24 protein-coding genes and 2 tRNA genes are annotated in these 22219 nt (G+C 52.9%); 11 read left to right on the top strand and 15 right to left on the bottom strand.

Translation table 11 applies throughout. The annotated features are described in order from the left end of the window. Positions 1–311: 311 nt before the first annotated feature. The 6 genes from AB1598_10250 to AB1598_10275 all read right to left on the bottom strand — a co-directional run bounded on the left by AB1598_10250 (position 312) and on the right by AB1598_10275 (position 3269). Entirely contained in the window at positions 312–866 is a 555-nt protein-coding gene (locus tag AB1598_10250; GenBank protein ID MEW6145387.1) for a putative glycolipid-binding domain-containing protein, read from the bottom strand. A gap of 83 nt (positions 867–949) precedes the next feature. Further along, positions 950–1345, bottom strand: a complete 396-nt coding sequence (locus AB1598_10255) for a VOC family protein (protein ID MEW6145388.1) — start codon at positions 1343–1345, stop codon at positions 950–952. Between the two features lie 101 nt (positions 1346–1446). Then, positions 1447–2043, bottom strand: a complete 597-nt coding sequence (locus tag AB1598_10260) for a dihydrofolate reductase family protein (GenBank protein MEW6145389.1) — start codon at positions 2041–2043, stop codon at positions 1447–1449. A 44-nt stretch (positions 2044–2087) separates the two neighbouring features. Continuing rightward, entirely contained in the window at positions 2088–2342 is a 255-nt protein-coding gene (locus AB1598_10265) for a DUF5676 family membrane protein (GenBank protein ID MEW6145390.1), read from the bottom strand. Positions 2343–2573: 231 nt separating this feature from the next. After that, complete coding sequence (locus tag AB1598_10270) at positions 2574–3149, bottom strand: DUF4256 domain-containing protein (protein MEW6145391.1); 576 nt, start codon at positions 3147–3149, stop codon at positions 2574–2576. A gap of 30 nt (positions 3150–3179) precedes the next feature. Then, positions 3180–3269: transfer RNA gene (locus AB1598_10275), tRNA-Ser, on the bottom strand. Between the two features lie 101 nt (positions 3270–3370). Between AB1598_10275 and AB1598_10280 the strand changes: the two genes are divergently transcribed. Beyond that, positions 3371–5884, top strand: coding sequence for a helicase C-terminal domain-containing protein (locus tag AB1598_10280; GenBank protein ID MEW6145392.1), 2514 nt, complete (start codon positions 3371–3373; stop codon positions 5882–5884). A 71-nt stretch (positions 5885–5955) separates the two neighbouring features. Here AB1598_10280 and AB1598_10285 read toward each other — a convergent pair whose 3' ends face one another. The 3 genes from AB1598_10285 to mtgA all read right to left on the bottom strand — a co-directional run bounded on the left by AB1598_10285 (position 5956) and on the right by mtgA (position 8007). Then, positions 5956–6099: a hypothetical protein gene (locus tag AB1598_10285; protein ID MEW6145393.1), complete on the bottom strand. Its 144-nt coding sequence runs from the start codon at positions 6097–6099 to the stop codon at positions 5956–5958. Between the two features lie 347 nt (positions 6100–6446). Further along, the gene (locus AB1598_10290) at positions 6447–7220 is read right to left on the bottom strand and encodes an SDR family oxidoreductase (GenBank protein MEW6145394.1); all 774 of its coding nucleotides are present in this window, start codon (positions 7218–7220) and stop codon (positions 6447–6449) included. Positions 7221–7320: 100 nt separating this feature from the next. Then, positions 7321–8007: a monofunctional biosynthetic peptidoglycan transglycosylase gene (gene mtgA / locus AB1598_10295; GenBank protein MEW6145395.1), complete on the bottom strand. Its 687-nt coding sequence runs from the start codon at positions 8005–8007 to the stop codon at positions 7321–7323. A 182-nt stretch (positions 8008–8189) separates the two neighbouring features. On the opposite strand from mtgA, the gene gyrA reads away from it, so the two are divergent. From gyrA to AB1598_10310, 3 genes are read left to right on the top strand one after another with little or no spacing between them, the layout of a single operon-like run. Beyond that, positions 8190–10616 carry a DNA gyrase subunit A gene (gene gyrA, locus AB1598_10300; GenBank protein ID MEW6145396.1) on the top strand — a complete coding sequence of 809 codons (2427 nt, stop codon included), beginning with the start codon at positions 8190–8192 and terminating at the stop codon, positions 10614–10616. Between the two features lie 39 nt (positions 10617–10655). Continuing rightward, complete coding sequence (locus AB1598_10305) at positions 10656–11147, top strand: PaaI family thioesterase (protein ID MEW6145397.1); 492 nt, start codon at positions 10656–10658, stop codon at positions 11145–11147. Between the two features lie 2 nt (positions 11148–11149). Beyond that, positions 11150–11755: a glutathione S-transferase family protein gene (locus tag AB1598_10310; protein MEW6145398.1), complete on the top strand. Its 606-nt coding sequence runs from the start codon at positions 11150–11152 to the stop codon at positions 11753–11755. Between the two features lie 5 nt (positions 11756–11760). Here AB1598_10310 and AB1598_10315 read toward each other — a convergent pair. Continuing rightward, positions 11761–11837 (bottom strand) — tRNA-Gly (locus AB1598_10315). A gap of 94 nt (positions 11838–11931) precedes the next feature. Between AB1598_10315 and proB the strand changes: the two genes are divergently transcribed. After that, positions 11932–13083: a glutamate 5-kinase gene (gene proB, locus AB1598_10320; GenBank protein ID MEW6145399.1), complete on the top strand. Its 1152-nt coding sequence runs from the start codon at positions 11932–11934 to the stop codon at positions 13081–13083. Between the two features lie 9 nt (positions 13084–13092). Continuing rightward, positions 13093–14094: an endolytic transglycosylase MltG gene (gene mltG, locus AB1598_10325; protein MEW6145400.1), complete on the top strand. Its 1002-nt coding sequence runs from the start codon at positions 13093–13095 to the stop codon at positions 14092–14094. Between the two features lie 6 nt (positions 14095–14100). Here the strand turns inward: mltG and AB1598_10330 are convergent, their stop codons facing one another. Together AB1598_10330 and AB1598_10335 are read right to left on the bottom strand one after the other, a co-directional pair. Further along, positions 14101–15081: a vWA domain-containing protein gene (locus AB1598_10330; GenBank protein MEW6145401.1), complete on the bottom strand. Its 981-nt coding sequence runs from the start codon at positions 15079–15081 to the stop codon at positions 14101–14103. A gap of 167 nt (positions 15082–15248) precedes the next feature. Further along, positions 15249–16211 (bottom strand): MoxR family ATPase, encoded by a 963-nt coding sequence (locus AB1598_10335; GenBank protein MEW6145402.1) that lies wholly within the window; start codon positions 16209–16211, stop codon positions 15249–15251. A gap of 200 nt (positions 16212–16411) precedes the next feature. Here AB1598_10335 and AB1598_10340 point away from each other — a divergent pair, with 200 nt between their 5' ends. The 3 genes from AB1598_10340 (at position 16412) to AB1598_10350 (ending at position 18745) form a co-directional block, all read left to right on the top strand. After that, positions 16412–17764 carry a sodium:alanine symporter family protein gene (locus AB1598_10340; GenBank protein ID MEW6145403.1) on the top strand — a complete coding sequence of 451 codons (1353 nt, stop codon included), beginning with the start codon at positions 16412–16414 and terminating at the stop codon, positions 17762–17764. 111 nt (positions 17765–17875) lie between these two features. Further along, positions 17876–18304 (top strand): surface-adhesin E family protein, encoded by a 429-nt coding sequence (locus AB1598_10345; GenBank protein MEW6145404.1) that lies wholly within the window; start codon positions 17876–17878, stop codon positions 18302–18304. Positions 18305–18313: 9 nt separating this feature from the next. Next, on the top strand, positions 18314–18745 hold the full coding sequence (locus tag AB1598_10350) for a surface-adhesin E family protein (GenBank protein ID MEW6145405.1): 432 nt from the start codon (positions 18314–18316) through the stop codon (positions 18743–18745). Between the two features lie 76 nt (positions 18746–18821). Here the strand turns inward: AB1598_10350 and AB1598_10355 are convergent, their stop codons facing one another. Further along, complete coding sequence (locus AB1598_10355) at positions 18822–19052, bottom strand: hypothetical protein (GenBank protein ID MEW6145406.1); 231 nt, start codon at positions 19050–19052, stop codon at positions 18822–18824. Positions 19053–19183: 131 nt separating this feature from the next. Then, positions 19184–20005: an inositol monophosphatase gene (locus AB1598_10360; protein MEW6145407.1), complete on the bottom strand. Its 822-nt coding sequence runs from the start codon at positions 20003–20005 to the stop codon at positions 19184–19186. A 76-nt stretch (positions 20006–20081) separates the two neighbouring features. On the opposite strand from AB1598_10360, the gene AB1598_10365 reads away from it, so the two are divergent. Beyond that, the gene (locus tag AB1598_10365; protein MEW6145408.1) at positions 20082–20360 is read left to right on the top strand and encodes a hypothetical protein; all 279 of its coding nucleotides are present in this window, start codon (positions 20082–20084) and stop codon (positions 20358–20360) included. A gap of 108 nt (positions 20361–20468) precedes the next feature. Here the strand turns inward: AB1598_10365 and AB1598_10370 are convergent, their stop codons facing one another. Next, a complete protein-coding gene (locus AB1598_10370) occupies positions 20469–20684 on the bottom strand; it encodes a hypothetical protein (protein MEW6145409.1) in 216 nt (71 codons plus the stop codon). Positions 20685–21053: 369 nt separating this feature from the next. Between AB1598_10370 and AB1598_10375 the strand changes: the two genes are divergently transcribed. After that, a complete protein-coding gene (locus AB1598_10375) occupies positions 21054–22142 on the top strand; it encodes a site-2 protease family protein (protein MEW6145410.1) in 1089 nt (362 codons plus the stop codon). Positions 22143–22219 lie beyond the last annotated feature (77 nt).

Consider the following 22219-nt stretch of genomic DNA (forward strand, 5'->3'; position numbering starts at 1 on the left):
TTCTCCGGGGGATATATTTGATTTTAATATTATAACCAATCGGCTTCCCTGTATATCGATATATTTGACGTGGACCGATTCCTTAAATTATTCCTGATATTATCGGATTACCTACACCTTATACTGTCGGCCGGACAAAAACCTTCTCTCCTGATGAATCCGGGTTTATCAGTTTCGATCGGCTGAGCCGCCGTTCCGGGCAAAATTATTTGTAGCAAACAGATATAATTGACTATATATATAAATATAGAGGCGCAGATGACATTTTCTTTGGCATATGGAGCGAAGCCTTGGTCTTCGGGAACTTGCAACTATATGATTCTCCTGAAGAGGCCGGGGTACGTAACTACGAGCCCGTCGGAGTCGACCTCGATATCTCTCACGAAATCACCGTCGAGCGACTCGAACCGGTAGAGCCTGCCGGGATCGAGGCAGGTGTATCGCTGGGCGTCCGTCGTAACGATAAGCTCCGGCAGGCGTATATAGACTGTATTAATATCCGCCGTCTGCATTGCTCCGAGTTTCAGCCGCCGTATAGGCAGCGTATTGGTAAAAGGCGTGGTAGAAATGTCTACGTCTATCGCTCCCCTCAACTCAGGCTTATCTCCGGATTTGTCATGCCAGTTGCCGTTCCCGTCGCCCGAAAGCTCAACACCTAGGTCTTCCCCAACTAGATTGACGCTTACATGTGTGACACGCCATTCGGGGTCGCAGATTATTTCATACCGCGCAGCGTACGGATTATCACCGTCTTTCGATATGATTACCGATGCTGCGTTTATATGATCGCGAGTCTCGTTAAGCACGAGGTGCTCGATCGAGTTTCCCGACCAATCGCACCAGTGCGCCGTGGTTTTTTTACTCATGCTCGTTTCGTTAATTGCCCGGGCATAGCTCCTGGCGTTTTAAGGCATCGGGTGATTATTCGATTTCGAGAGGACAATTTTTGTTAATCCTTCTTCATAGTCTCCCATAATCCGATCACGTTGCCTTCGGAGTCGATGAAGTAGGAGTAAAAACCCATATCCGGGACTTCCTGCTTCTGCATTACGGTCTTGCCGCCCGCGGCTTCGATTTTCTTTATGTATTCGTCTATAGAGGCGACATGGATAGTGATGATAGGGGCGGATACGTCCTTAGTACGCTTCGTCATTCCGCCGTTTATGGCGCCCGGCTCCTTGGGCATATACGTTTTCTCGTCAACCTGGACTGTCCTCACGCCCGTGTACGTCATGCCTTCGGCAAACTGAAAATCCTGAAGCTCCCAGCCGAATATGGAGCTGTAGAATTTCTTGGCGCGGTCCAGATCGTCAACCGGTATCTCGAAATGCACTACTTTATCCATAATATTTCACCTCTCTTTATTTAATGCAATTACATCTTTCTAATTATAATGACGTAAGAGGACTTTCAAGTTTTTCTTTGGCGGCAAATTCTTTTAAATTCTCAAAACGATCCAGTTTTCACTTCTCCCGCGCGCTTGTAACTAGCAAAAATAACGCCCTTTGGTGAAACCTTTGAATCAATGAGCGTAAACGCCGTAGGGATAGTACCGTCAGCAAAGAGGCGCTTACCTAACCCAAGCGTGATAGGAAATATTTTTAGCCATAACTCATCCACAAGATCGTTTTTTAAAAGTGTTTGAACTAAGTTACCACTGCCCCAGACTTTGATATCCTGTCTATCTTCTTTTTTTAGTCTCTTAATTTCTTCCACCACCTCTCCCTTTATAAAAACAGAATTTTTCCATTCATGCTTGTCCATTGTATTCGAAACCACATACTTGACGGCATCGTTAATGCCGGGCCATTGGTCCTCATGCTGGGGCCAGTATGATGCGAATATCTCAAATGTTCTTCTGCCAAGAAGCAAATTAAGAGGTTGTTTCATCTGCTCCCTCATGACTTTGCCAGAAAAATCATCAGAGTACGGAACTATCCAGCCGCCGTATGCAAAGCCGCCCGATGTATCTTCCGTAGGGCCTCCGGGCGCCTGTATCACGCCGTCTAGAGTTACAAACTCTGTTACGATTATTTTTCTCATAATGTAAATGTATCAAAATTTTCTTTGGCAGCAAATTCTTTCGATTATTTTTTGAAAGTATTGAACAGGTATGCGAAGAGCGCGACGGCGAGCAGGGCGACGATGTTCCAGATAATCAGGCCGGAGATGAAATAACCGATACCGAAATATTCGGACGGGATAGTGGTTTTCATATGCAGTGCGTACTGCATGAACAAATCCCTAATCGGCGGATAAATCGCCACTCCTGCGTAGCACACGGCATAGACGACGCTCACCCAGGCCGAAGTAACCTTAAGCAGGTGCTTTGTGTTGATCATGTTTAGTCCCCTCCCCATCAACTAACTCGTAATTAGTATAAAATATTTTGGATTGGCAAGATATATCGGCTGGGGGTTCGTTGATAGTCGGATTCCGCGTGTCTCAGGGAATTTGGCAGGGGCGAACATTGCTTATAGCAAAGCAAATCACTCGACGGTGTCTGTTCGAAAATTCTTTTCTTTTTTCAGGTGATCCGTTCTCGAATTCAGGTTTGGCTGTTTGTGCAAAATTTAGACCCTTAGCGAGCCGCGGAATCCCCTGGCGGCATAGTAGGATTCTGCACCGTTGTGATACACGAAGACAGCGCCGTAGCGGCGGTCACAAAAGAGGGCTCCGCCGAGTTTTCTGATATCGGAAGGTGTTTTCACCCAGCTCGACGTCTTCGCATCGAAATTTCCAAGCTGCTGCAACTCCCGATATTGTTCTTCCGTTAAAAGCTCGATGCCCATGGCAGCTGCCATATCAATAGCGTCATTTTCCGGTTTATGTTCTTTCCTCGATTCCAGTGCTTCACGGTCATAACAAAGACTTCTCCGGCCTTTAGGACTTTCCGCTGAACAATCATAAAAAATGTATTCGCCCGTCTTTTTATCATGACCGACAACATCCGGTTCACCGCCGGTCCTTTCCATTTCGTTGAGTGACCACAGTTTTGCAGTATTAGCTTCCAGCCTTGTTTGTACTTTAGCCCATTCAAGACTTTTATGGCGGTTCATGTTTTTCTCAAAACGGGATTTCAACGCTCTGAGCAGCTCTTCACGCTGTTCCGGTGACAACTCTTTTTTATCGCTGTTAATGTTGCTCATGCTTTTATATCGGCTCTGTCATTCCCAAACTGGCGGAGGGGGTGGGATTTGAACCCACGAGAGCCTTACGACTCTACTGGTTTTCGAGACCAGCGCCTTCGTCCACTCGGCCACCCCTCCGGACGATTCAACCTGATAACGTACCAAAACTGTTTAATTAAGCAATATACCGCGAGTTTTACGGTCTGTGAAAGTTCCCCGGATGATGTAGACTTTTCTCCGTGCAGAAGGAGCTCCTTTCGTCCCGCGCGAAAAACCTGATCAGGGTCAGTATCGAGGAAGCCTCGGGGAACGAGGTCTTTTTCGTAGGCTCGTTTACTGAAGGCACCATCATCGACGAGGTGCGCGTGGTGGCACGCGGGAACAACAATTCCGTCCCCGCCGTTATCGATTCAGCCATGCCGGGGGAGGTCGTCATTCACAACCACCCCTCGGGGAACCTCACGCCTTCCGAGCACGATATACGTATGGCCTCCGTATTCGGCAACGACGGCATCGGCTTCTACATCGTGGACAACACAGCTTCGCGCGTGTACGTGGTCGTGGAGCCCTTCGCCGAAAGGGAAGTCGAGCCCCTTGATATGGATAAGATGAGGGAATTCCTCCTTCCCGAAGGCGGCATCGCCCGGCTGATGGGCGACAAGTTCGAGTTGAGGGACGAGCAGCTCGCGATGCTCGGAGCCGTCGCCGGGGCGTTCAACGGGAACGTTATCTCTCTCATAGAAGCCGGCACCGGGACGGGAAAGACGCTTTCATACCTCATACCGGCGGCCGCGTGGTCGATCCAGAACGGCGAGAGGGTCGTTATATCGACCAACACGATAAACCTTCAGGAGCAGCTCATAGATAAAGACATCCCTCTCGTGCACGAGGCGTTCGGCGGTGAATTCAACTATTCTCTCGTCAAGGGCATGGGGAATTATCTCTGCCTCCTGCGGACGGAAACCGTGAACGAAGGGCTCTTCGAGATCGCGGACGAGGACGAGGTGGGCACCATATCGGATATCCTCGAATGGGCGAAGGTCACGGAGGACGGGTCTCTGTCGGATCTCAGCTTCAGCCCTCCCGACGACGTATGGGACAAAGTCTCGGCCGAGAGCGACAGCTGTTTGAGAGCGAGGTGCCCTTATTACTCCCGCTGTTTTTTTTATAAATCCCGGCGGGAGATCGCCTCTTCGCAGCTCCTCGTCGTCAACCATCACCTCCTCTTTTCGGACCTATCCATCAAAGGCGCCTCAGAGAAGAGCGACGCCGGCATACTCCCCCCTTTCAGGAGGATAATCTTCGACGAGGCACACCATATCACGGACGCCGCGACCTCTCACTTCGGGATGAGGGCCACCAAATACGGCATTATCAGGATTCTGAGGAGGATGAAGAGGAGAGGGAAGGGCGGGGAATCGAAGGGTCTCATATACTACAGCGCGTCCCTCGCGGCGAAGCTGATGAAAGCGGTGAGGAAGGGGATAGTGAACGACGTGTTGAGGAGGGTGGAGCAGAACCTCTCTCCGAGGGTGGACGCGGCCGAGGATTATGTCGCCGACGCCTTCGATGCGCTCTATAACTTCTCTATCTTGCTCATGCAGGAGAAGGAGCCCGAAAGCCAGGAGGTTAGCATCAGGATTACGGAATCGGCTTTTTCGCGGGAGGGATGGGAGGATATAGACAGGAAGTTCTCGGTCTTGAGGATAAGGCTCAAGGAGCTACACGAGGAGATAAAGTCATTCACCGATTTCTTGCTCGATTACGAGGGCGAGAACGATTTCGCGAGGCTCATAGTCGAGTTCAGGGGAGTCGCGAACAAGCTCGACTACTATTCGGACGTGATCGCGACATTCCTCAGCCGGGACGACGACGGCTACGTGAGGTGGGTGGAAGGCAGGATGGGACGGGGTACGATCGTGTCGGGACTCGGACTCTCTCCACTCGATATATCGCAGCCGCTGAAAGATAGGCTCTATTCTAGATGCGATACGGTCGTAATGACTTCAGCCACGATGGCGGTTAGAAAGGATTTCGAGTTCCTGAAGTCGGGGCTCGGCCTCATGGACGAAACGAGGGTATCGGAGCTCATTCTGCCGTCGCCTTTCAATTACGGCGAGCAGCTTCTGCTATCGATCCCGACCGATATCCCGGAGCCAGGCACGAAGGAATACTCACGGGCAATCACCCCGCTCATACTGGATGCGGTCAAGGCGTCGCGCGGGAACGCCCTTATCCTCTTCACTTCATATTCCCTTCTCGACAGCGTGTACAGACAGATACATGAAGAGCTGGAATCGTCGGGCCTCCTCACTCTCAAGCAGGGGGCGCTGCCGCGGGCAAGGCTTCTCGACAAGTTCAGGGTCGAGGACGGGTCGGTTCTGTTTGCGACCGACAGCTTCTGGGAAGGCGTGGACGTGCCGGGGAACGCGCTCAGGCTGGTCGTGATCACTAGGCTCCCGTTCAGGGTCCCGACCGAGCCTATAATCGAAGCCCGTGTCGAGCATATGGAGAGCATGGGCATTAATTCGTTCACCGACTACAGCGTCCCCGTGGCGGTGCTCAAATTCAAGCAGGGGTTCGGCAGGCTGATAAGGACTAGGAGCGACAGGGGCGTCGTGCTCGTGCTCGACAGAAGGATAATAAGCAAATTCTACGGCAGGTACTTCCTCGATTCACTTCCCGAATGCGGTCAGTTTATAGCGAGCTCGGAGGAAGTGATAGCGGGGCTCGAGAGGTTTTTTGCGGAATAACCCCTCCAAGGGTGCTCCCTCCGTGCAAACACCCCTCGATCGGTTCCGGCGTTTTGTTTAATGCGGCGGTGCTAGATTTGGGTCGAGGACTTCCCTTCGGGCACGTCGACCGAGCCTGAGCACTTCATCACACCCGGCGCGACGAACACGACAGCGAGACTAATGAATATAAGTGACATACTGAGGGTCCTGGTTATTCTCTTCGACAGCTTCATTTAAAGAATCCTCCTCCTTTTGACTGGTTACGCTCTACTTCGTATCAAATGCATTAGTTGTTGCGCTAATAGTGCCTGCCTTATTTGCTTTTGTTCCTAACTCCCCCTCACACTGGCAGCCGCAGATGAAAAGAAGAGACAGGAGGCACAGCAATTGAAGCGCCCGCTTTTGTTCACTTTTAAGCGTTTTGAAGATATTCATCGGCTCATCCCTCTTAACGTATTTAATTTGCGTCTAAGCGATACCCATTAATACGAAATCTAATCATATCACAGCGGAGAACGGAGGGCAATCGATTTGTTGAGGCATCGGATTCGGAAATGAGAAGAATTCGGGCGTTCGGAATTCAGGACTGAAGAGACTTGACTATCTTCCTCACGAGGAACCGTGGCGTGAATCTCAGGAGGAACGGTATCAGTTTCTGCTTAATCCCGGGGAGCACTATGACGTCCCCCCTCCTAAACCCCTCATATCCCGCTTTGACCACGGGCTCGACGTCCATGAGGCTCATCTTGAATAAAAGCGAGTCGTCGAGCTCCGACTTAGATCCGAATTCCGTCCTCACGGGGCCAGGCGCGAGGCAGGTGATCTTTATATTCGGGTTTTTGATTTCTTCTGAAAGCGCCTCTGTGAACGAAAGCACATAAGCCTTCGTCGCGTAGTAGACGGCGAGGTTGGGCCCGGGCTGGAAACCCGCAAGCGAGCCGACGTTGAGTATTCCGCCGCGCCCCCTTTCGATTATGCCCGGAAGGAAGAGCCTCGTCAGGTGTGTGAGCGCCGTCACGTTGACCATGATCATATCTATCTGCGCTTCCTCGCCGAGGTCGGCGAAGCTTCCGCGTGCGCCGAACCCCGCGTTATTTACGACGACGTCGATCTGCAAGCCTTCTTTCTCAAGCGTATCGAAGATCTCCCTCGGGGCGCTCTTTTCCGAAAGGTCTTTCGGCATTATAAAGACGTCGACGCCGAATTCGGATTTGAGCTCGTCCGCAAGCGCCTGGAGCCTCTCCTCCCTCCGCGCGACGAGCACGAGGTTCGAATCGTCAGCCGCGAAAAGCCTCGCGAGCTCAAGCCCGATCCCCGAAGACGCCCCCGTTATTAGCGCTGTCTCGTTTGCCATGTGTTTGTTTTCTCTCCTTTGCGTTGTAATTATTGTTTTACATCCGGTCTCCCGGAGTGTCAATCGGCACATGGAGCGTATCCGGCCCAGTAACGGTGATTCATTCGATCTTCTTCAGATACCCCGTTCCCAGGTTATTCATCTGGCCCATTATCCAGCGCTGCCGCTCAAGCACATATTTCGACGGTCTTACCGCGGACATGCGTACGGGGTTCGGGAGTATGGCGGCTATGAGGGCCGATTCCTCTATCGTGAGGCTCCCTGCGGATTTCCCGAAATAGATCTCGCCCGCTTTCCCTACGCCGTATACTCCCTTCCCCGTCTCTATGACGTTCAGGTACACCTCCAATATCCTCTTCTTCCCCCATATTTTTTCGATGAGGAACGTGAAGTATGCTTCTGCCCCTTTCCTTGTCCATGACCTCGACGGCCAGAGGAATACGTTCTTCGCCGTCTGCTGGCTTATTGTGCTCGCACCCCTTAACCTGTCTCCGCTCATCTTATCGTCTATCGCGTCTTTAATGGATTCTATATCGAACCCGTCGTGCAAGGGGAACTTCTGGTCCTCTGCTGCAATCACGGCGAGCTTCATATATTTCGATATATTCTTGTAATCGCTCCACTCCTTTTTTATTGTTTTCGCTTCCCCGAAGTACCCGATGACCATGAGAGGCGTGAGAGGGGGGTTGACATACCTGTAGAGCGCAACCAACGCTATGGTTGCGAGAATGATGAAGAGAACCGTTTTTATGATGAATTTAACTATCCAGAGGAGAAATTTTCTCATATATACGGAGTGTTCCGAGCCCCGGCGCGGCTTGCCCGGCTAAACTGTTTTTCGGGGAAACTCTATCGATTAACGTACCTTATAGACTATTCACACGGCAAATCAATTGACTCTTGCCTTCCTCTCATATAACCTTATTAGCCAATATTTATAGATATTTAGGAGGCAAGAGTTAAATGACAATGCCGTCTCAGATACTGCCCGTCAACATCGAAGACGAGATGAAGGAGTCATATCTCAGTTATTCGATGAGCGTGATAATCGGGCGCGCCCTTCCCGACGTGAGGGACGGGCTCAAGCCCGTGCACAGGCGGATACTATACGGGATGGAGGAGGCCGGGAACCAGTGGAACAGGCCCTATAAGAAGTCGGCGAGGATAGTCGGGGACGTGATGGGTAAATACCATCCCCACGGCGACGCCGCTATATACGACGCGCTCGTCAGGATGGCGCAGGACTTCTCCATGAGGTACACGCTCGTAGACGGTCAGGGCAACTTCGGCTCCATAGACGGCGATCCGCCTGCCGCTATGAGGTACACGGAGGTAAGGCTCGACAGGATAGCGGGCGAGATGCTCGCCGACCTCGAAAAAGAGACCGTCGACTTCGTGCCCAACTACGACGGCGGGGAGAAGGAGCCCCTCGTGCTGCCGGCTAAGATTCCTAACCTGCTGCTCAACGGCTCGTCCGGCATAGCCGTAGGCATGTCGACAAATATACCGCCTCACAACCTGAGCGAGCTGATAGACGCGATAGTGGCTCAGGCGGGTAACTCCGACATAACTCTCGACGAGCTCATGAAGCACCTGCCGGGACCGGATTTCCCCACGGGCGGCTTCATCACCGGGAGGGCGCCGATAAGGGAGGCGTACGAGACCGGCAGGGGAATTATAAGGATAAGAGCCAAGGCGAGGATCGAAAAGCAGAAGAAAGGGGATAAGGAAGTAATAATCGTGAGCGAGATACCTTATCAGGTCAATAAGGTAAAGCTCATAGAGCGCATAGCGGAGCTCGTGAAGGACGAGAAGATAAAAGGGATATCCGACATAAGGGACGAGTCCGACAGGGAAGGGATAAGGATAGTCATAGACATTAAGCGGGGCGATAACGCCGAAGTCGTATTGAACCAGCTCTACAAGCACACGCAGATGGACACTTCCTTCGGCATCATCATGCTCGCGCTCGTGAGGAACCAGCCGCGAGTGCTCTCGCTAAAGGAAACCATAAGCCACTTCATCGAGCACAGGAAAGAGGTCGTAACCAGACGCACGCAGTACGAGCTCGGGAAGGCCGAAGAGAGGCTCCATATACTGGAAGGCCTCAAGATAGCGCTCGACCACCTGGACGAGGTCATCGCCCTCATACGCAAGTCGGCGAGCCCCCAGGACGCGAAAGACGGCTTGATGCAGAAGCTGGGCCTCTCCGACCCTCAGGCCCAGGCCATACTCGACATGAGACTCCAGCGACTTACGGCTCTCGAGAGGGACAAGATACTCGAGGAGAGGAAGGAGCTCATAAACACCGTCAAGCGCTTGAAGGAAATACTCGAGCACGAGCACCTTATACTGGGCATAGTGACCGACGAATTAAAAGAGATAAAAGAGAAGTACGGGGACGAGAGGAGGACCGAGATACTCGAGAGCTCCGAGGAAATATCCATCGAAGACCTCATAGCCGACGAGGATATGGTCGTCACGATAACTCACGAAGGGTATGTTAAGACAACGCCTCTCAGCGTCTACAGGAGCCAGAGGAGGGGGGGCAAGGGGAGGACGGGCATAACGACGAAAGAGCTCGATTTCGTCGAGACCCTCTTCATAGCGTCCAAGCACAACTACGTCCTCTTTTTCACGAACCTCGGCAGGTGTTACTGGATAAAGGTCCACGAGATACCCGAAGCGGGCCCGACAGCGAGAGGGAAGGCCCTCGTCAACCTCCTTAGCCTCTCCGAAGGAGAGAAGGTGGCAGCCGTCCTGCCCGTGAGGGAATTCAAGGAAAACCAGTACATCATCATGGCCACGAAGAACGGGGTGGTTAAGAAAACGAAGCTCATGGCCTACTCCAATCCCCGCGCGGGCGGCATCATTGCGCTCAATATAAGAGAGGACGACGAGCTTATAGAAGCCAAGCTTACGAGCGGTCAGGACGAGATACTCCTCACCTCTTATTTCGGCCAGGCTATAAGGTTCGAGGAAGACGACGTGAGGGATATGGGCAGGACGGCCACGGGCGTGATAGGCATAAGGCTCGACGAGGGGGATCAGGTCGTAAGCCTGGAAGTGATCGAGAACAAGGAGGCCCAGGTCCTTACCGTAACCGAAATGGGTTACGGGAAGAGGACTCTCGTCGATGAATACAGGATTACGGGGCGCGGCGGGAAGGGTGTTATCACAATTAAGACCACGGGCAAGAACGGAAGGGTAGTGGGCGCCTTTCAGGTGACTAACGATACGCAGATAATGATAATCACGACACACGGCGGGAAGGTTATCAGGATGAACGCTTCCGAGATAAGCGTGTACGGGAGAGGGACTCAGGGCGTGAGGCTCATCGATCTCGAATCCGACGAAAGGGTAGCCGCAGTGGCGAAGGTAGTGGAAAGGGATTAGTCCGGGTATTTTTCTCTTAGCCGTATCCTCAGTGTTTAGATGATCCGCGAGATTGAAAACATTTTCCTCGATTTTCCCGGCTACGGGTGCTTTGCGTGCGACCCGCGTAATACGCACGGGCTCAGGCTCAGGTTCTTCGCCGACGATGAAAAGGGGGACGTCTTTACGCGCACGACGGCGGAAAAACACCTCCAGGGATTTCCCGGGATACTCCACGGCGGCATACAGTGCGCCCTCGTAGACGAAGTCGCTTTCTGGACCATGTTCGACAAGTACAAAAAGATCGCCCTTACCACAAAAATCGATATGGAGTTCCTGAGGCCCGTAGGGACTGCGTCCGAAATCGAGGTGAGGGGGAAGGTCGCTGAAGAGGACGGGCGTAAAATCGGGGTTGAGGTGATTATCTGCGAGCGGGGGAAGGTTTGCACGAGGAGCAGGGTAGATTATATTATCCCGAAGAGAGAGGTGACGCTCAGGGTTATGGGGAAGGATAGGTTCACCGAAAAATTCACGAAATACCTGGACGACTGACTATGATCAAACTATACGACCATCCGCTTTCCGGGAACTGCTATAAGGTCAGGCTTGCACTCAGCCAGCTCGGCGTCGAATACGAAAGAGAGTACCTAGACATATTTAAAGGCGAGCAGCACGGGGGCGCTTATCAGTCGTTAAACCCGAACAAGAAGATCCCTGTGCTCATAGACGACGGCTTCCACATGTGGGAGTCGAATGCGATACTTTTATATCTGGGGAGGAAGTACTCACCGAACAGGCTCTACCTGGATGACCTCCGGGGGTTCGGCGCCATGGCGCAGTGGCTCTTTTTCGGTAAGACCTCCGTCGATCCGAATCTCGCAGTAGCGAGGTATTTCACGAAGTTCACCAGTCCCGCGGACAGGGACGAGAAACGACTCAGCGAGCTCCGAGCGCAGGGGAACGCGGTGCTCAAGATCATGGACGACCATCTGGAGCGTAACGATTTTCTCGCCGGCAGGTATTCGATGGCTGATATAGCCTGTTATCCGTATATAAGTCTGGCCCACGAGGGAGGGATAGAGCTCGCGCCCTACGCGAGTGTCGTATTATGGTGCGACCGTATAAGGTCTCAGGCCGGATATATTTCAATGGAGGATTGAACGGGTGGAGCGGGAAACGGGATTCGAACCCGCGACCTTCTCCTTGGCAAGGAGACGCTCTAGCCAGCTGAGCTATTCCCGCTTTGTAGAAGAACTAAGATAGCCAGACGGAGGCAAGTTGTCAAGAATCAGGCGGACGCCGGCTCGAATGGAAAAATAATTTTTATCGGGATGAAATGAAACGGTCTGACAGAAAATACATTATCTCCGGCGTTAAAAGGGCAATTATAAAAATCGGAAGCAGCGTCCTCACCGATAAGAAAGGGAGCCTGTCCGAAAGTGTGTTCGATTTTCTAGCCGGGGAGATTGCCAGGATCAGGTCGCGGGGTATCGAGGTCATAATCGTGTCCTCGGGGGCTATCGCGTCCGGAATGAAGAAGCTCCATCTCTCGAGGAAGCCGACCGAGATATCGATGAAGCAGGCGATCGCGGCCTGCGGTCAGAGCGCACTCATATGGAACTACGAGAGGGCGTTCTCGTCCTTCGGGCTCATCGTCGCGCAGATACTCATCACGCACGACGGGCTCGCCGACAGGAGGAGGTTTCTGAACGCGAGGAAAACCCTCACGACCTTGCTGGGAATGGGTATAATCCCGATAGTCAACGAGAACGATACCGTGGCGGTGGAAGAGATAATGCTCGGCGACAACGACAACCTCGCGGCGCTCGTTACGTCGCTCGTCGAAGCCGACCTCCTGATACTGCTTACCGATATCGAGGGGCTCTATAATAAAGACCCCCGAAAGAACCACGATGCAGAGTTCATATCCCTCATCGACAGTATAGGTGAGGAGATAGAATCAGTCGCCGGAGACACCCTCGGGAGCACCACGACGGGAGGGATGATAACGAAGATACAGGCCGCCAGAACGGCTGCCGCGTTCGGGGTGCCGACCATAATCGCGAACGGGAAATCGGAGACGACCCTCGCCGACATTTTCGACGGCCGGGACGTCGGCACCATATTCCTTCCTTCCAAGAAAAGCCTCCGCGGGAGGAAGCACTGGATCGCGTTCACGCTCAAATCGGCAGGCAAGCTCGTGCTCGACGGAGGCGCCGTAAAGGCTATCACCACGCGGGGCAAGAGCCTCCTCCCCTCGGGCATCAAAGACGTGAGGGGAAAGTTCGGCGTAGGTGATTCGGTCACCTGTGTGGATGAGGACGGGGTCGAGGTCGCGAGAGGCTTGACGTCCTACGGCTCCGAGGAGATCCGCCTGATAATGGGGCTCAGCACGAAAGACGTGGAGAGCGCTCTCGGGTATAAATACAGCGACGAAGTAATCCATCGTGACGACCTGGCAGTGATTGAGAAACGCTCTCGGGTTTGAAGTTTTAAAATGGGTTCCGGAAGATTAAAAATAGTATCCATAGCGGTCCTGATATCGCTCTTCCTGGGCGCGTCCGTGCTGCTCGGTCTTTACTACTACATAAACAGTGTTCCGACTGTTTCCGAAGACAGGGTCGTGGATATACCAAAGGGTGAAGGACTGAGGAATATATCGGCGATGCTTGAGGAAGAGGGAATCATCGGGAACGGCGACTTGTTCACGCTCTACGTTATCGGGAAGGGCTGGCAGGACAGGCTCAAAGCCGGTGAGTATGAGTTCAAAAAGGGCAGCACGACTTCTCAAGTCGCCCTCAAGATTGCGGAGGGCGACGTGGTCATACACAAGGTGACGATACCGGAAGGGCTCACTGCGAGGGAGATCGCGGAGCTCCTCGGGAGGAACGGCGTGCTAGACCCGGACGGGTTCCTCGCTGCTGCCGGGGACCGGGAGATCTTGAAAATTCTCCCGGGGCGTCCTATCACCGGGATCGAAGGTTATCTGTTTCCCGACACCTATACATATACCAAAGGCGTTACGCCCGAGGAATTCGTTCGGATGATGGTGAGCCGGTTCAAAAAAGTATATAGCTCGCTCGGCGGTTTGAGGCGGAGGGTGAACCTTACCGACAACGAGGTAATTATACTCGCGTCTATGATCGAGAAGGAGACGGGCTCTCCGTCCGAGAGGCCTGTTATCTCGGCCGTCTTCCATAACCGTCTCAGACTCGGCATGAAACTGGACAGTGACCCTACCGTAATCTACGGGCTCGGGGACGACTTCGACGGGAACCTGACCAAGGCGGACCTCAATACCATGACGCAGTACAATACTTATCTGATAAAGGGGCTGCCGCCCGGACCGATATCGAATCCCGGCAAGGAATCTATTATCGCGGCCCTGAGCCCGGCCCGGGTGGACTATATATATTTCGTCTCCAGGGGCGACGGGACGCACTACTTTTCAGAGAATTACAAGGACCACCAGAGAGCCGTATCCGAATACCAGAAGTAAGAAGGACTAGGCGAATACCTTGCTGAAAGGGTCGACCTGGGACTTGTCTTCCTGCACAGGGGCAACGAGCTTCTTGTCCCTTCTCTCTATCCTGATAGTCCCGTCCTTCCTCCGCGTGGCTATGAACTGAGTCCCGCTCGTCTCTCCCGATATCTTCTGCAGTATCCGGGGATAGTTCTTGGAGCCGATGAAAATCGAGTGTATGCAGACGCCCAGTTTCTTGGCCCTCGACCTTTCGTCTAGCACGTCGCAGTCGCCCGAGGTGGGGATACCGTCCGTGATGAACAGTATGTGCTTGTTCCTGAGCCCCCGCCCCCTGAACTCCGTAAGCGCGTCCTTGAGTGCGTCCTCGTAATTGGTGTTGCCTGAGCATTCCGTCTTGGAAGCGAGGTCCAGCATCCACTGGTAATCCCTCGTGAAGAACTTGGAGTTCCTCTTGTACTTGTACGAGCGGTGGTTGAATTCCACGTATCCGACCCTCATCTTTTTCGATCTCGCGAGCTCGATGACGCCCCTTACGACGGATGAAGACCATTCGCTGTAAACGCCCATCATCGACGTGCTCACGTCCCTCAGGATGGCGATCTCCCCTCCCATCATCTCCTTCTCGCGCTTGTGCACTCTCGGGAGCGTGGGGGTGGTGTACTCCGACCAGAACATGGCCTCGTAAGGGTCGACGTCCTCGATCTCGTCGAAATAGTTCATCCTCTTCCATTTCCTCGGCAGTCCGCCGGGGTGAGGCGCGCGGAGCGCGATGCTCCTCTGGAAATTCCCTTCGAGAACCTTCATTATAACCTTAACGTTATCGGCTGATTCCAGATTCCTTTTGCCGCCTATCCAGTAATCTTCCTCGTCGCCCGGGTCCGGGGACTTGCTCGCGAATACCTTGGTTGTCTTCGGGGGCTGCCTGTCGTCCCTCCTCCTCCCGTCGTCGGAAGCCTGGCCCGTAGGGTCGGAGGGTATGTTCATCTCGTCAGGAGGAGCCATGGAGCTCTCCTTCTGGATGTTTTCCTTGAGTTCTTTCAAAGCCTGGAAGAATGTCTTGCGCGCTTCGGTGAGCTGGTCCTGGGACTCTTTTTTCCCCTGCTCGTCCGGGAATTCCTGCTTTTGCTCTTCGGGTGTATCCTTGTCAAACTCCGTGGACGGCTGTTCCTCTAGCTCGCTCCCCCTGTCCCTGTCTTTTTTTTTTTGGACGTGAGGTCTTCTAAAATCTGGTCGAGCTGCAGGAAAACCTCTTCAGGGATCCTGAAAGCGGTCATGTATTTGAGTGCGTTAAGGTCTTCGAGCGTGCACACTTCCCTTCCGTGCAGGAGCGCATGCGCCCTCATTATCTTTAGAGACTTTACGAAGAAAGTCCTGTCGGATATGAGGGAATTCGTTTCATTGCATCCGTAGTCTTCTATTAATGTCGCCACGAAATTCGCGAGCCCTTCCTGTACTTCGATGGGGATTTCGAGGTTGCCAAGCTTGCTGTAGTATTCGTCGAATACTTCCTTGCTGACCCTGGCCGGCACGCGGTACTCGAGAGGTCTTTGCGTGTAAAGCTTGATTACCTCCCTCGCCTCGTCCCATCTCTTGCCGTAAGAGAGGCCCTGGGCGTTTATCTGGAGGACGAACCTGTCGAGGTTGGCCGGATCAAGGGGCTCGTTGTAATACTCGTCCGCAGTCGGGTTGCTGGTGGCAATCGCCGTCAGGAGTGGTATGTCTTCGTCGAAAAACTTTCTTTCGTTGAGGATTCTAAGAAGCACGTTGAGCGATTCGCCCGGGGCTCTGGATATGTCGTCCAGGAGGCATACCTCTGCTGTCAGAATGCCGCCCTTAACCACCTTCTGTTTTATTACCTCGCCTGTATCCGTGGTTTCTTTGGATATGACCAGGTCGCCTATCAGCTCCGAGAGTCTCGTATCCCTGTGGAGCTGGTAAAAGAAGAACTTCAGCTGCGCGGCCCCGGATATTATCTCGGCAAGCATCGTCTTCGCCGTCCCGGGCGGTCCTTCAACATAGATATGCTCTCTGGCTATGATACCGAGCAGGAGAGATATTTTTACCTCCTCGTGTCCTATAACCAGCTTATCCATTTCTTCTTTCAGAGCTATAAATGGATTCTGTGATGTCATTATAAGGTATTGCCTCCGTAGTAGTCCTTGAGCTATGGATAATTGTACATAAGGGGCTTTTCTTTTGCAATAAACACCCCCGGCGGGTGCTCCCCGGGTTTATTTAATGAAATAAGCCGGTTTCCATTTCCCGTCATTTTCTATAATCCGATAAATATGATAAGTTTGTAAACTCAATTATCCGAACCGGGGATATTTCGATGCAGGAAACCATTACATCATTCCTTTCCGAGCTGAGCGGCATCGTGTGGGGCATTCCCCTTATTGCGCTCCTCCTGGGGACCGGTATCTACCTGACGGTCATTCTCAGGGGGCTACAGTTCCGCGCTTTGATACCTTCCCTATACCTCGCGTTTATAAAGAGACACGAAGAGGGGGAAGGGGATATATCCCATTTCCAGGCCCTCATGACGGCACTCTCCGCGACTGTGGGCGTGGGGAACATAGCGGGCGTGGCGACGGCGATAGCCGTGGGCGGTCCCGGGGCGATGTTCTGGATGTGGGTCACCGGGTTCCTGGGCATGGCCACGAAATACTCCGAGGCCGTCCTGGCCGTCAAATACAGGGAAGTCGACAAGTTCGGCACGATGAGCGGCGGTCCCATGTATTACATCTCGAAGGGTCTCGGGCTCGGATGGCTCGGAATGCTTTTTGCTGTATTCGCGGCGTTAGCCACTTTCGGGATAGGCAACATGGTGCAGTCGAACTCGGTAGCTGACGCCATGCATACTGCGTTCGGCATCTCCCCCTGGATTTCGGGTCTCGTGATGTGTGTAGCGACGGGACTCGTAATCGTAGGCGGGATCAAGAGCATCGCCAAGGCGACGAGCGCGATAGTGCCTTTCATGCTGATATTCTATGTGGTCGGCTCATCGATAATCCTTTATGCGTACAGGGAGAATATTCCCAACGCCTTTTATCTCATTTTTTCCCACGCTTTTTCCCCTTCTGCCGCCGCGGGGGGCTTCTTGGGTGCTACTATAGCTCAGACGATAAGGATAGGGGTCGCGAGGGGTATATTCTCTAACGAATCGGGTTTGGGGAGCTCTCCTATAGCAGCAGCTGCCGCGAAGACACAGAACCCTGTGGGTCAGGCGCTGGTGTCCATGACCCAGACATTTATAGATACCATCATTATTTGCTCGTTTACGGGAGTCGTTATCATTTCGAGCGGGTTCTGGACGAGCGGCGAGACCGGCGCCAGGCTCACGGCACTGGCATTTGAGAGCAGGATACCGGCACAAGCGGGGGCCGCCATACTCGGGATCAGCCTTGCCTTCTTCGCTTATTCCACGCTCCTCGGCTGGTGTTACTACGGCGAGAAGGCCATAGAATATATCTTCAAGGAGAGGGCTGTAAAGCCCTACAGGCTTGTATTTACAATAGCCGTGCTCGTGGGCGCCGTGGTGAAGCTCGAGCTCGTATGGACTTTTGCGGACGTAATGAACGGGCTCATGGCGTTCCCCAATCTCGTCGGACTTTTGGGACTGTCGAGGGTGGTCGTCGACGAGACCAAAAAATATATCGACCTCGAGATTTCCCGCGCAAGGTAAATAACTCGGCCTCGATATCCCCAGCCGGTTCCTGCACGGCGGGAATCAGGTTTTAACCGGCTTCATTTTATTACTAAAAATATTTGGCTACAATATAGCATTCGGGACCATATGAAAGCTTTCCTTTTCGGGCTTTTGATAACTGTAACGCTGGTATTATCCGCGGCATCCGGCGCGCGTGCCGTCGTATGGCGTCCCATAGGGTTCGGCACGATGGGCGATTCCAGGTTCAGGGTTTTCGTGGATACGGAGAGCATAGAGAGCTACGGGGGCAAGGTCAGGTTCTGGCAGGGCCATGTGTTCTATGAGGAACAGCCCCTTCCCTCGGGAGCCTCTTTCGTCAGGGTCTCGATATCGCGCGTAGTCGACTGCGATCAAAGGAGCGACTCGAATCTCGAGGCTATATTCTACGGCCCGTCGGGCGACGTCGTCGACAAATACGGCACGCAGGGCGCGATGCAGTTCAATACCGTGAAGCCGGATACCATAAGCGAAGCGGTTTTGAATTATGTCTGTGACTACGTAAATAAGAAAGGTTAGGAGTGTTGAATGACCAAGAGATCGGGAGTGGTTTACATAGCGCTCTTTTCGGCGCTTATCCTTTTATTTTCCTGCCGCGGCGGGGAGAGCGATAATGACAGCTGGAAATTCGTGGCTACGATAAAAGACGAAAAGGGCGCCGACGTCGATGTGTACCTTGATACCGCCAACATAGAGATTAACGGCGACACGAGGAAATTCTGGATCAAATACGTGGCTACGAAGGAAGTTGACGGGGCGCGGGAAGAATATGTACGTCAGACCGGCTATTGGGAGATCAACTGTTTCGACAGGTCGCTATACAGGCTTGCCGAGGAATATTTCAGTCCGAGCGGCAAACTCCTGGGCAGGACCGAAAAAAGGGTGTGGGAGGAATACAGCTCTTACCAGTCGCTCGGAGCCAAGATGTCAGACATGGCCTGCCGTTACGCTGGGCAGTGACGGTGGGAATATATGTACCGAATCGGCGCACCAGCTCCCACTTGCTGGTGTACATATTCGACTCGTAAAGTACCGCTCAATGCTTCACGTCGCTCGGCAACAGCACCATTTCCCATATCGAGATCATTACTTCCTCTTTTTCCGTGAGCTCGGGCTTCTTTCCCGACATCAGCTCCTTTGCGTACCTGTTGGCAAACTCGTTCAAATCGCTGATGCTGACGTCCATCTCTGCAGGGTTATCGTGGAACATGACTCGGAATCCGGTCTCTGTCTGTGTCGCTGTGAATCCGTTCAATTCTCTGTTCATTTTTTTATCTCCGAAACTTGCTTTAATCAGAATATATTCACGGGTTTATTGTTTTAAAGGGGTCGATTTGGTGGGGGCGGTAAATTCGATAAACGGCGTATTCCCTTTAGCCATGCCGCCCGGATAAGTCTCTATCTGCCCAGATTTATTCTGATTTTCCCGTTGGTTGCGAGGAGGTCGCATTTCCTCTCCTGCCTGAACTCCTTCCATTCGTAGGGTGTGCCGTCCAGGTGAAGAAGCTCGCCCCCGGCTTCGCTCACGAAGAGTATTCCCGAGGCGATGTCCCAGAGCGATATACTCGTCGTCATGTAGATTTCCGACCTCCCCATGCCGACGAAAGCGAGCTCGAGCGCGGCCGAGCCGAGCTTCCTCGTATCTTTTAGCTGAAGATAATATTTCCCCATCAGCTCGAGCGATTTCTTTTTGTTCCTGACTCCTCCCTCGCAGTAGACCCCGTAGGCCTTGCTCACACTGCTCACTCGCGAGACCCTAGCCCTCCTCACTTTTCTTCTCAAGAGGTCATAGTGGTAAGAGCCGTAACCCCTTACGGCGGCGAACCGCTCCATCATCATCGGCGCCTCTATTACCCCGAGAAGCGGCTCCCCTTTTTGCCAGAGGGATATAGAAACGGCGAACATCGGGTTCTGGTCGGCGAAATTGCTCGTGCCGTCGAGGGGGTCTATTATCCAGAGGCAGTCCGATTTCTTATCGACGAACCCCGTCTCCTCCGTGACGTACGAGTGGTCCGGGAAGCGGCTTTCCATCTCTTTCCTTATGATCCTGTCGGCTACTATGTCGTATACGAGCTTAACCTCTTTCACTGTGCCGCGCTCGACCGGGGCCTCTTTCCTGAAGCTCCTGAGGAGCCTCTTTCCCGCTTTTTCCGCAATTGTTACGGCCTCTTTGAAAAATTTCCTTTCCGTCCGGGGTATTTTTCTCTCAAGCGCATTCATCTGTTCATCTCCTCCGCATAGTTCTTTCCGTCTCGGGAATAATGTAGAATTAATAATATCAGATTGGGGAGAAGAAATGGGCGGCACTTATCTGGAAGGAGAAAAGGCGCTCGAGAGGCTGGGAGACCTCACCGAGCTTATCTGCAGGGTTGCGGAAGGCGGCGGTGTTGGTGACGAGGACGAAACGCTCCTTGATGAGCTCCTTCGGGACATGTGCACCGCACTCAGGGAAAGGGACCTCCCGAAAGCGAAGAAGCTCGTGACGAGGATGCTCTCGGAGGTGCTTGGATACGACCAGGTCCGCGCCAGGTTCGTAATGCAGAACCACCTCAATAAAAACGCAGGGTGGGATTGATAAAACGCATACCCCGCCCGCCTGATATAATCTAGTCCCGGCAAATTCCGGAGACTCTCCCTTGCGGGGGTCATATTCGCTTTGCTGCCTGTATTTAATTGGGGGAGTTTACTTGGCCGGGGTCTTGAAATACTTGTCCCTGGCTTCTTTCGGGAGGTGCTTCTTGAGATATTCCGTTACCGCCTCCCTTACGATCTGAGCGGGTCTCATCTGGAGGTGCCATTGAGACTCGTTCAGCATGTCCACGAACTCCTGGGAGGCTTTAACGTATATGGCTTTTTCGAGAGGCTCTTTCCTGGTCTTCTCTTTCTTTCTTGTAACCATATTTTAAATATATAACATAGTCGAGATATAAAATGAATAGACGATTTTCCGTCGGTTTCGAATTATCCTTTTTGCATTGGACGCTGGATAATCCAGGAGTTAAAAATATGTAATGTTCTTCGGATATTATCAGGAGCGAAAAAAAGCATGAAAACCTCTCTGAATTTTTGCGTCCGCAGCCCGGTTTTCATGCTCCCGTCATCGTTACTTTCGATACGCGGATAATTTTTATCATGACACCGACAGGATAGTGTACGGTACGGTACAATTAATCTCTGGAGCAGCGCCCGGCGTTAGGACCGGACGGGGCGTCGAATCCGGCGATATTGCGTCATGACGAATTAAGGGGTCATCAGGAGGGGACACGCGATGAAATGGTCTTGGAAGATAGGCGAGTTCGCGGGCATCGGGATTTATATGCACGCGACTTTTTTTCTCATTATAGCATGGGTCATACTGATCCACTGGAGCGAGGGACACGACCTTGCGACTATATTATCGGGGGTCGTGTTCGTACTGGCGCTTTTCCTGTGTGTGGTGCTCCACGAATTCGGTCACGCCTTGACCGCCCAGAGATACGGTATCAAGACCCGCGATATCACGCTCCTGCCTATAGGAGGGGTCGCCCGTCTCGAGCGTATGCCCGACGTGCCGATGCAGGAGTTCTGGGTGGCCCTCGCGGGACCTGCGGTAACAGCGGTTATCGCGCTGCTGTTATTCTTCTGGCTCCGAATAACGGACAGCTTTGTGCCGGTCGAGCAGATCACTGTCACACAAGGCTCTTTTATAGAGCGACTCATGCTCGTCAACGTATTTCTACTTGTTTTCAACTTGATCCCCGCCTTCCCTATGGACGGCGGCAGGGTGCTCAGGGCGCTCCTCGCGCTCCGCGGCGATTATGTGACCGCTACACAAACGGCGGCGAGCATCGGACAGGCGATCGCCCTTATCTTCGGCTTCATCGGACTCTTTACGAACCCGTTCCTCATCTTCATCGCGCTCTTCGTCTGGATAGGCGCCGCCCAGGAAGCGAGCATGGTGAAGATAAAATCGGCGCTCGGTGGAATTCCCGTTTACAAGGCCATGCTCACCGATTACAAAATAGCCGCCCCCGGGGACAGGCTCAAGTACCTGGTCGATCTTACCATGTCCGGCTCCCAGCAGGATTTTCCCGTCGTCGATAACGGCAGGCTCGTAGGCATAGTGCCTCACGCCGACCTGATCAAGGGACTTGCGGAAAAGGGCGATTCGATTTCGGTTGGAGATATAATGAGGAGCGAATTCGAGGTCGTCGATCCCGGGGAAATGCTCGAGTACGCGTTCGCGCGTCTCCAGGCGGGCGATTTCTACACTATGCCCGTCGTCAAGAACGGAGAGTTGGTCGGTCTCCTGACGATGGACAACGTGGGGGAATTCATGAGGATACAGTCCGCCATGTCGGGCTCGCGCGCGCGGTGATGCCGGACGTGAAACGTTATTGCGGCCTTGCTCTCTCGGCCGTATCATAAATTGGTTATCAAATTCATACCGGTGTC

This window comes from Thermodesulfobacteriota bacterium (genome assembly GCA_040754335.1).
Taxonomy (GTDB): domain Bacteria; phylum Desulfobacterota_D; class UBA1144; order Nemesobacterales; family UBA2774; genus 2-12-FULL-53-21.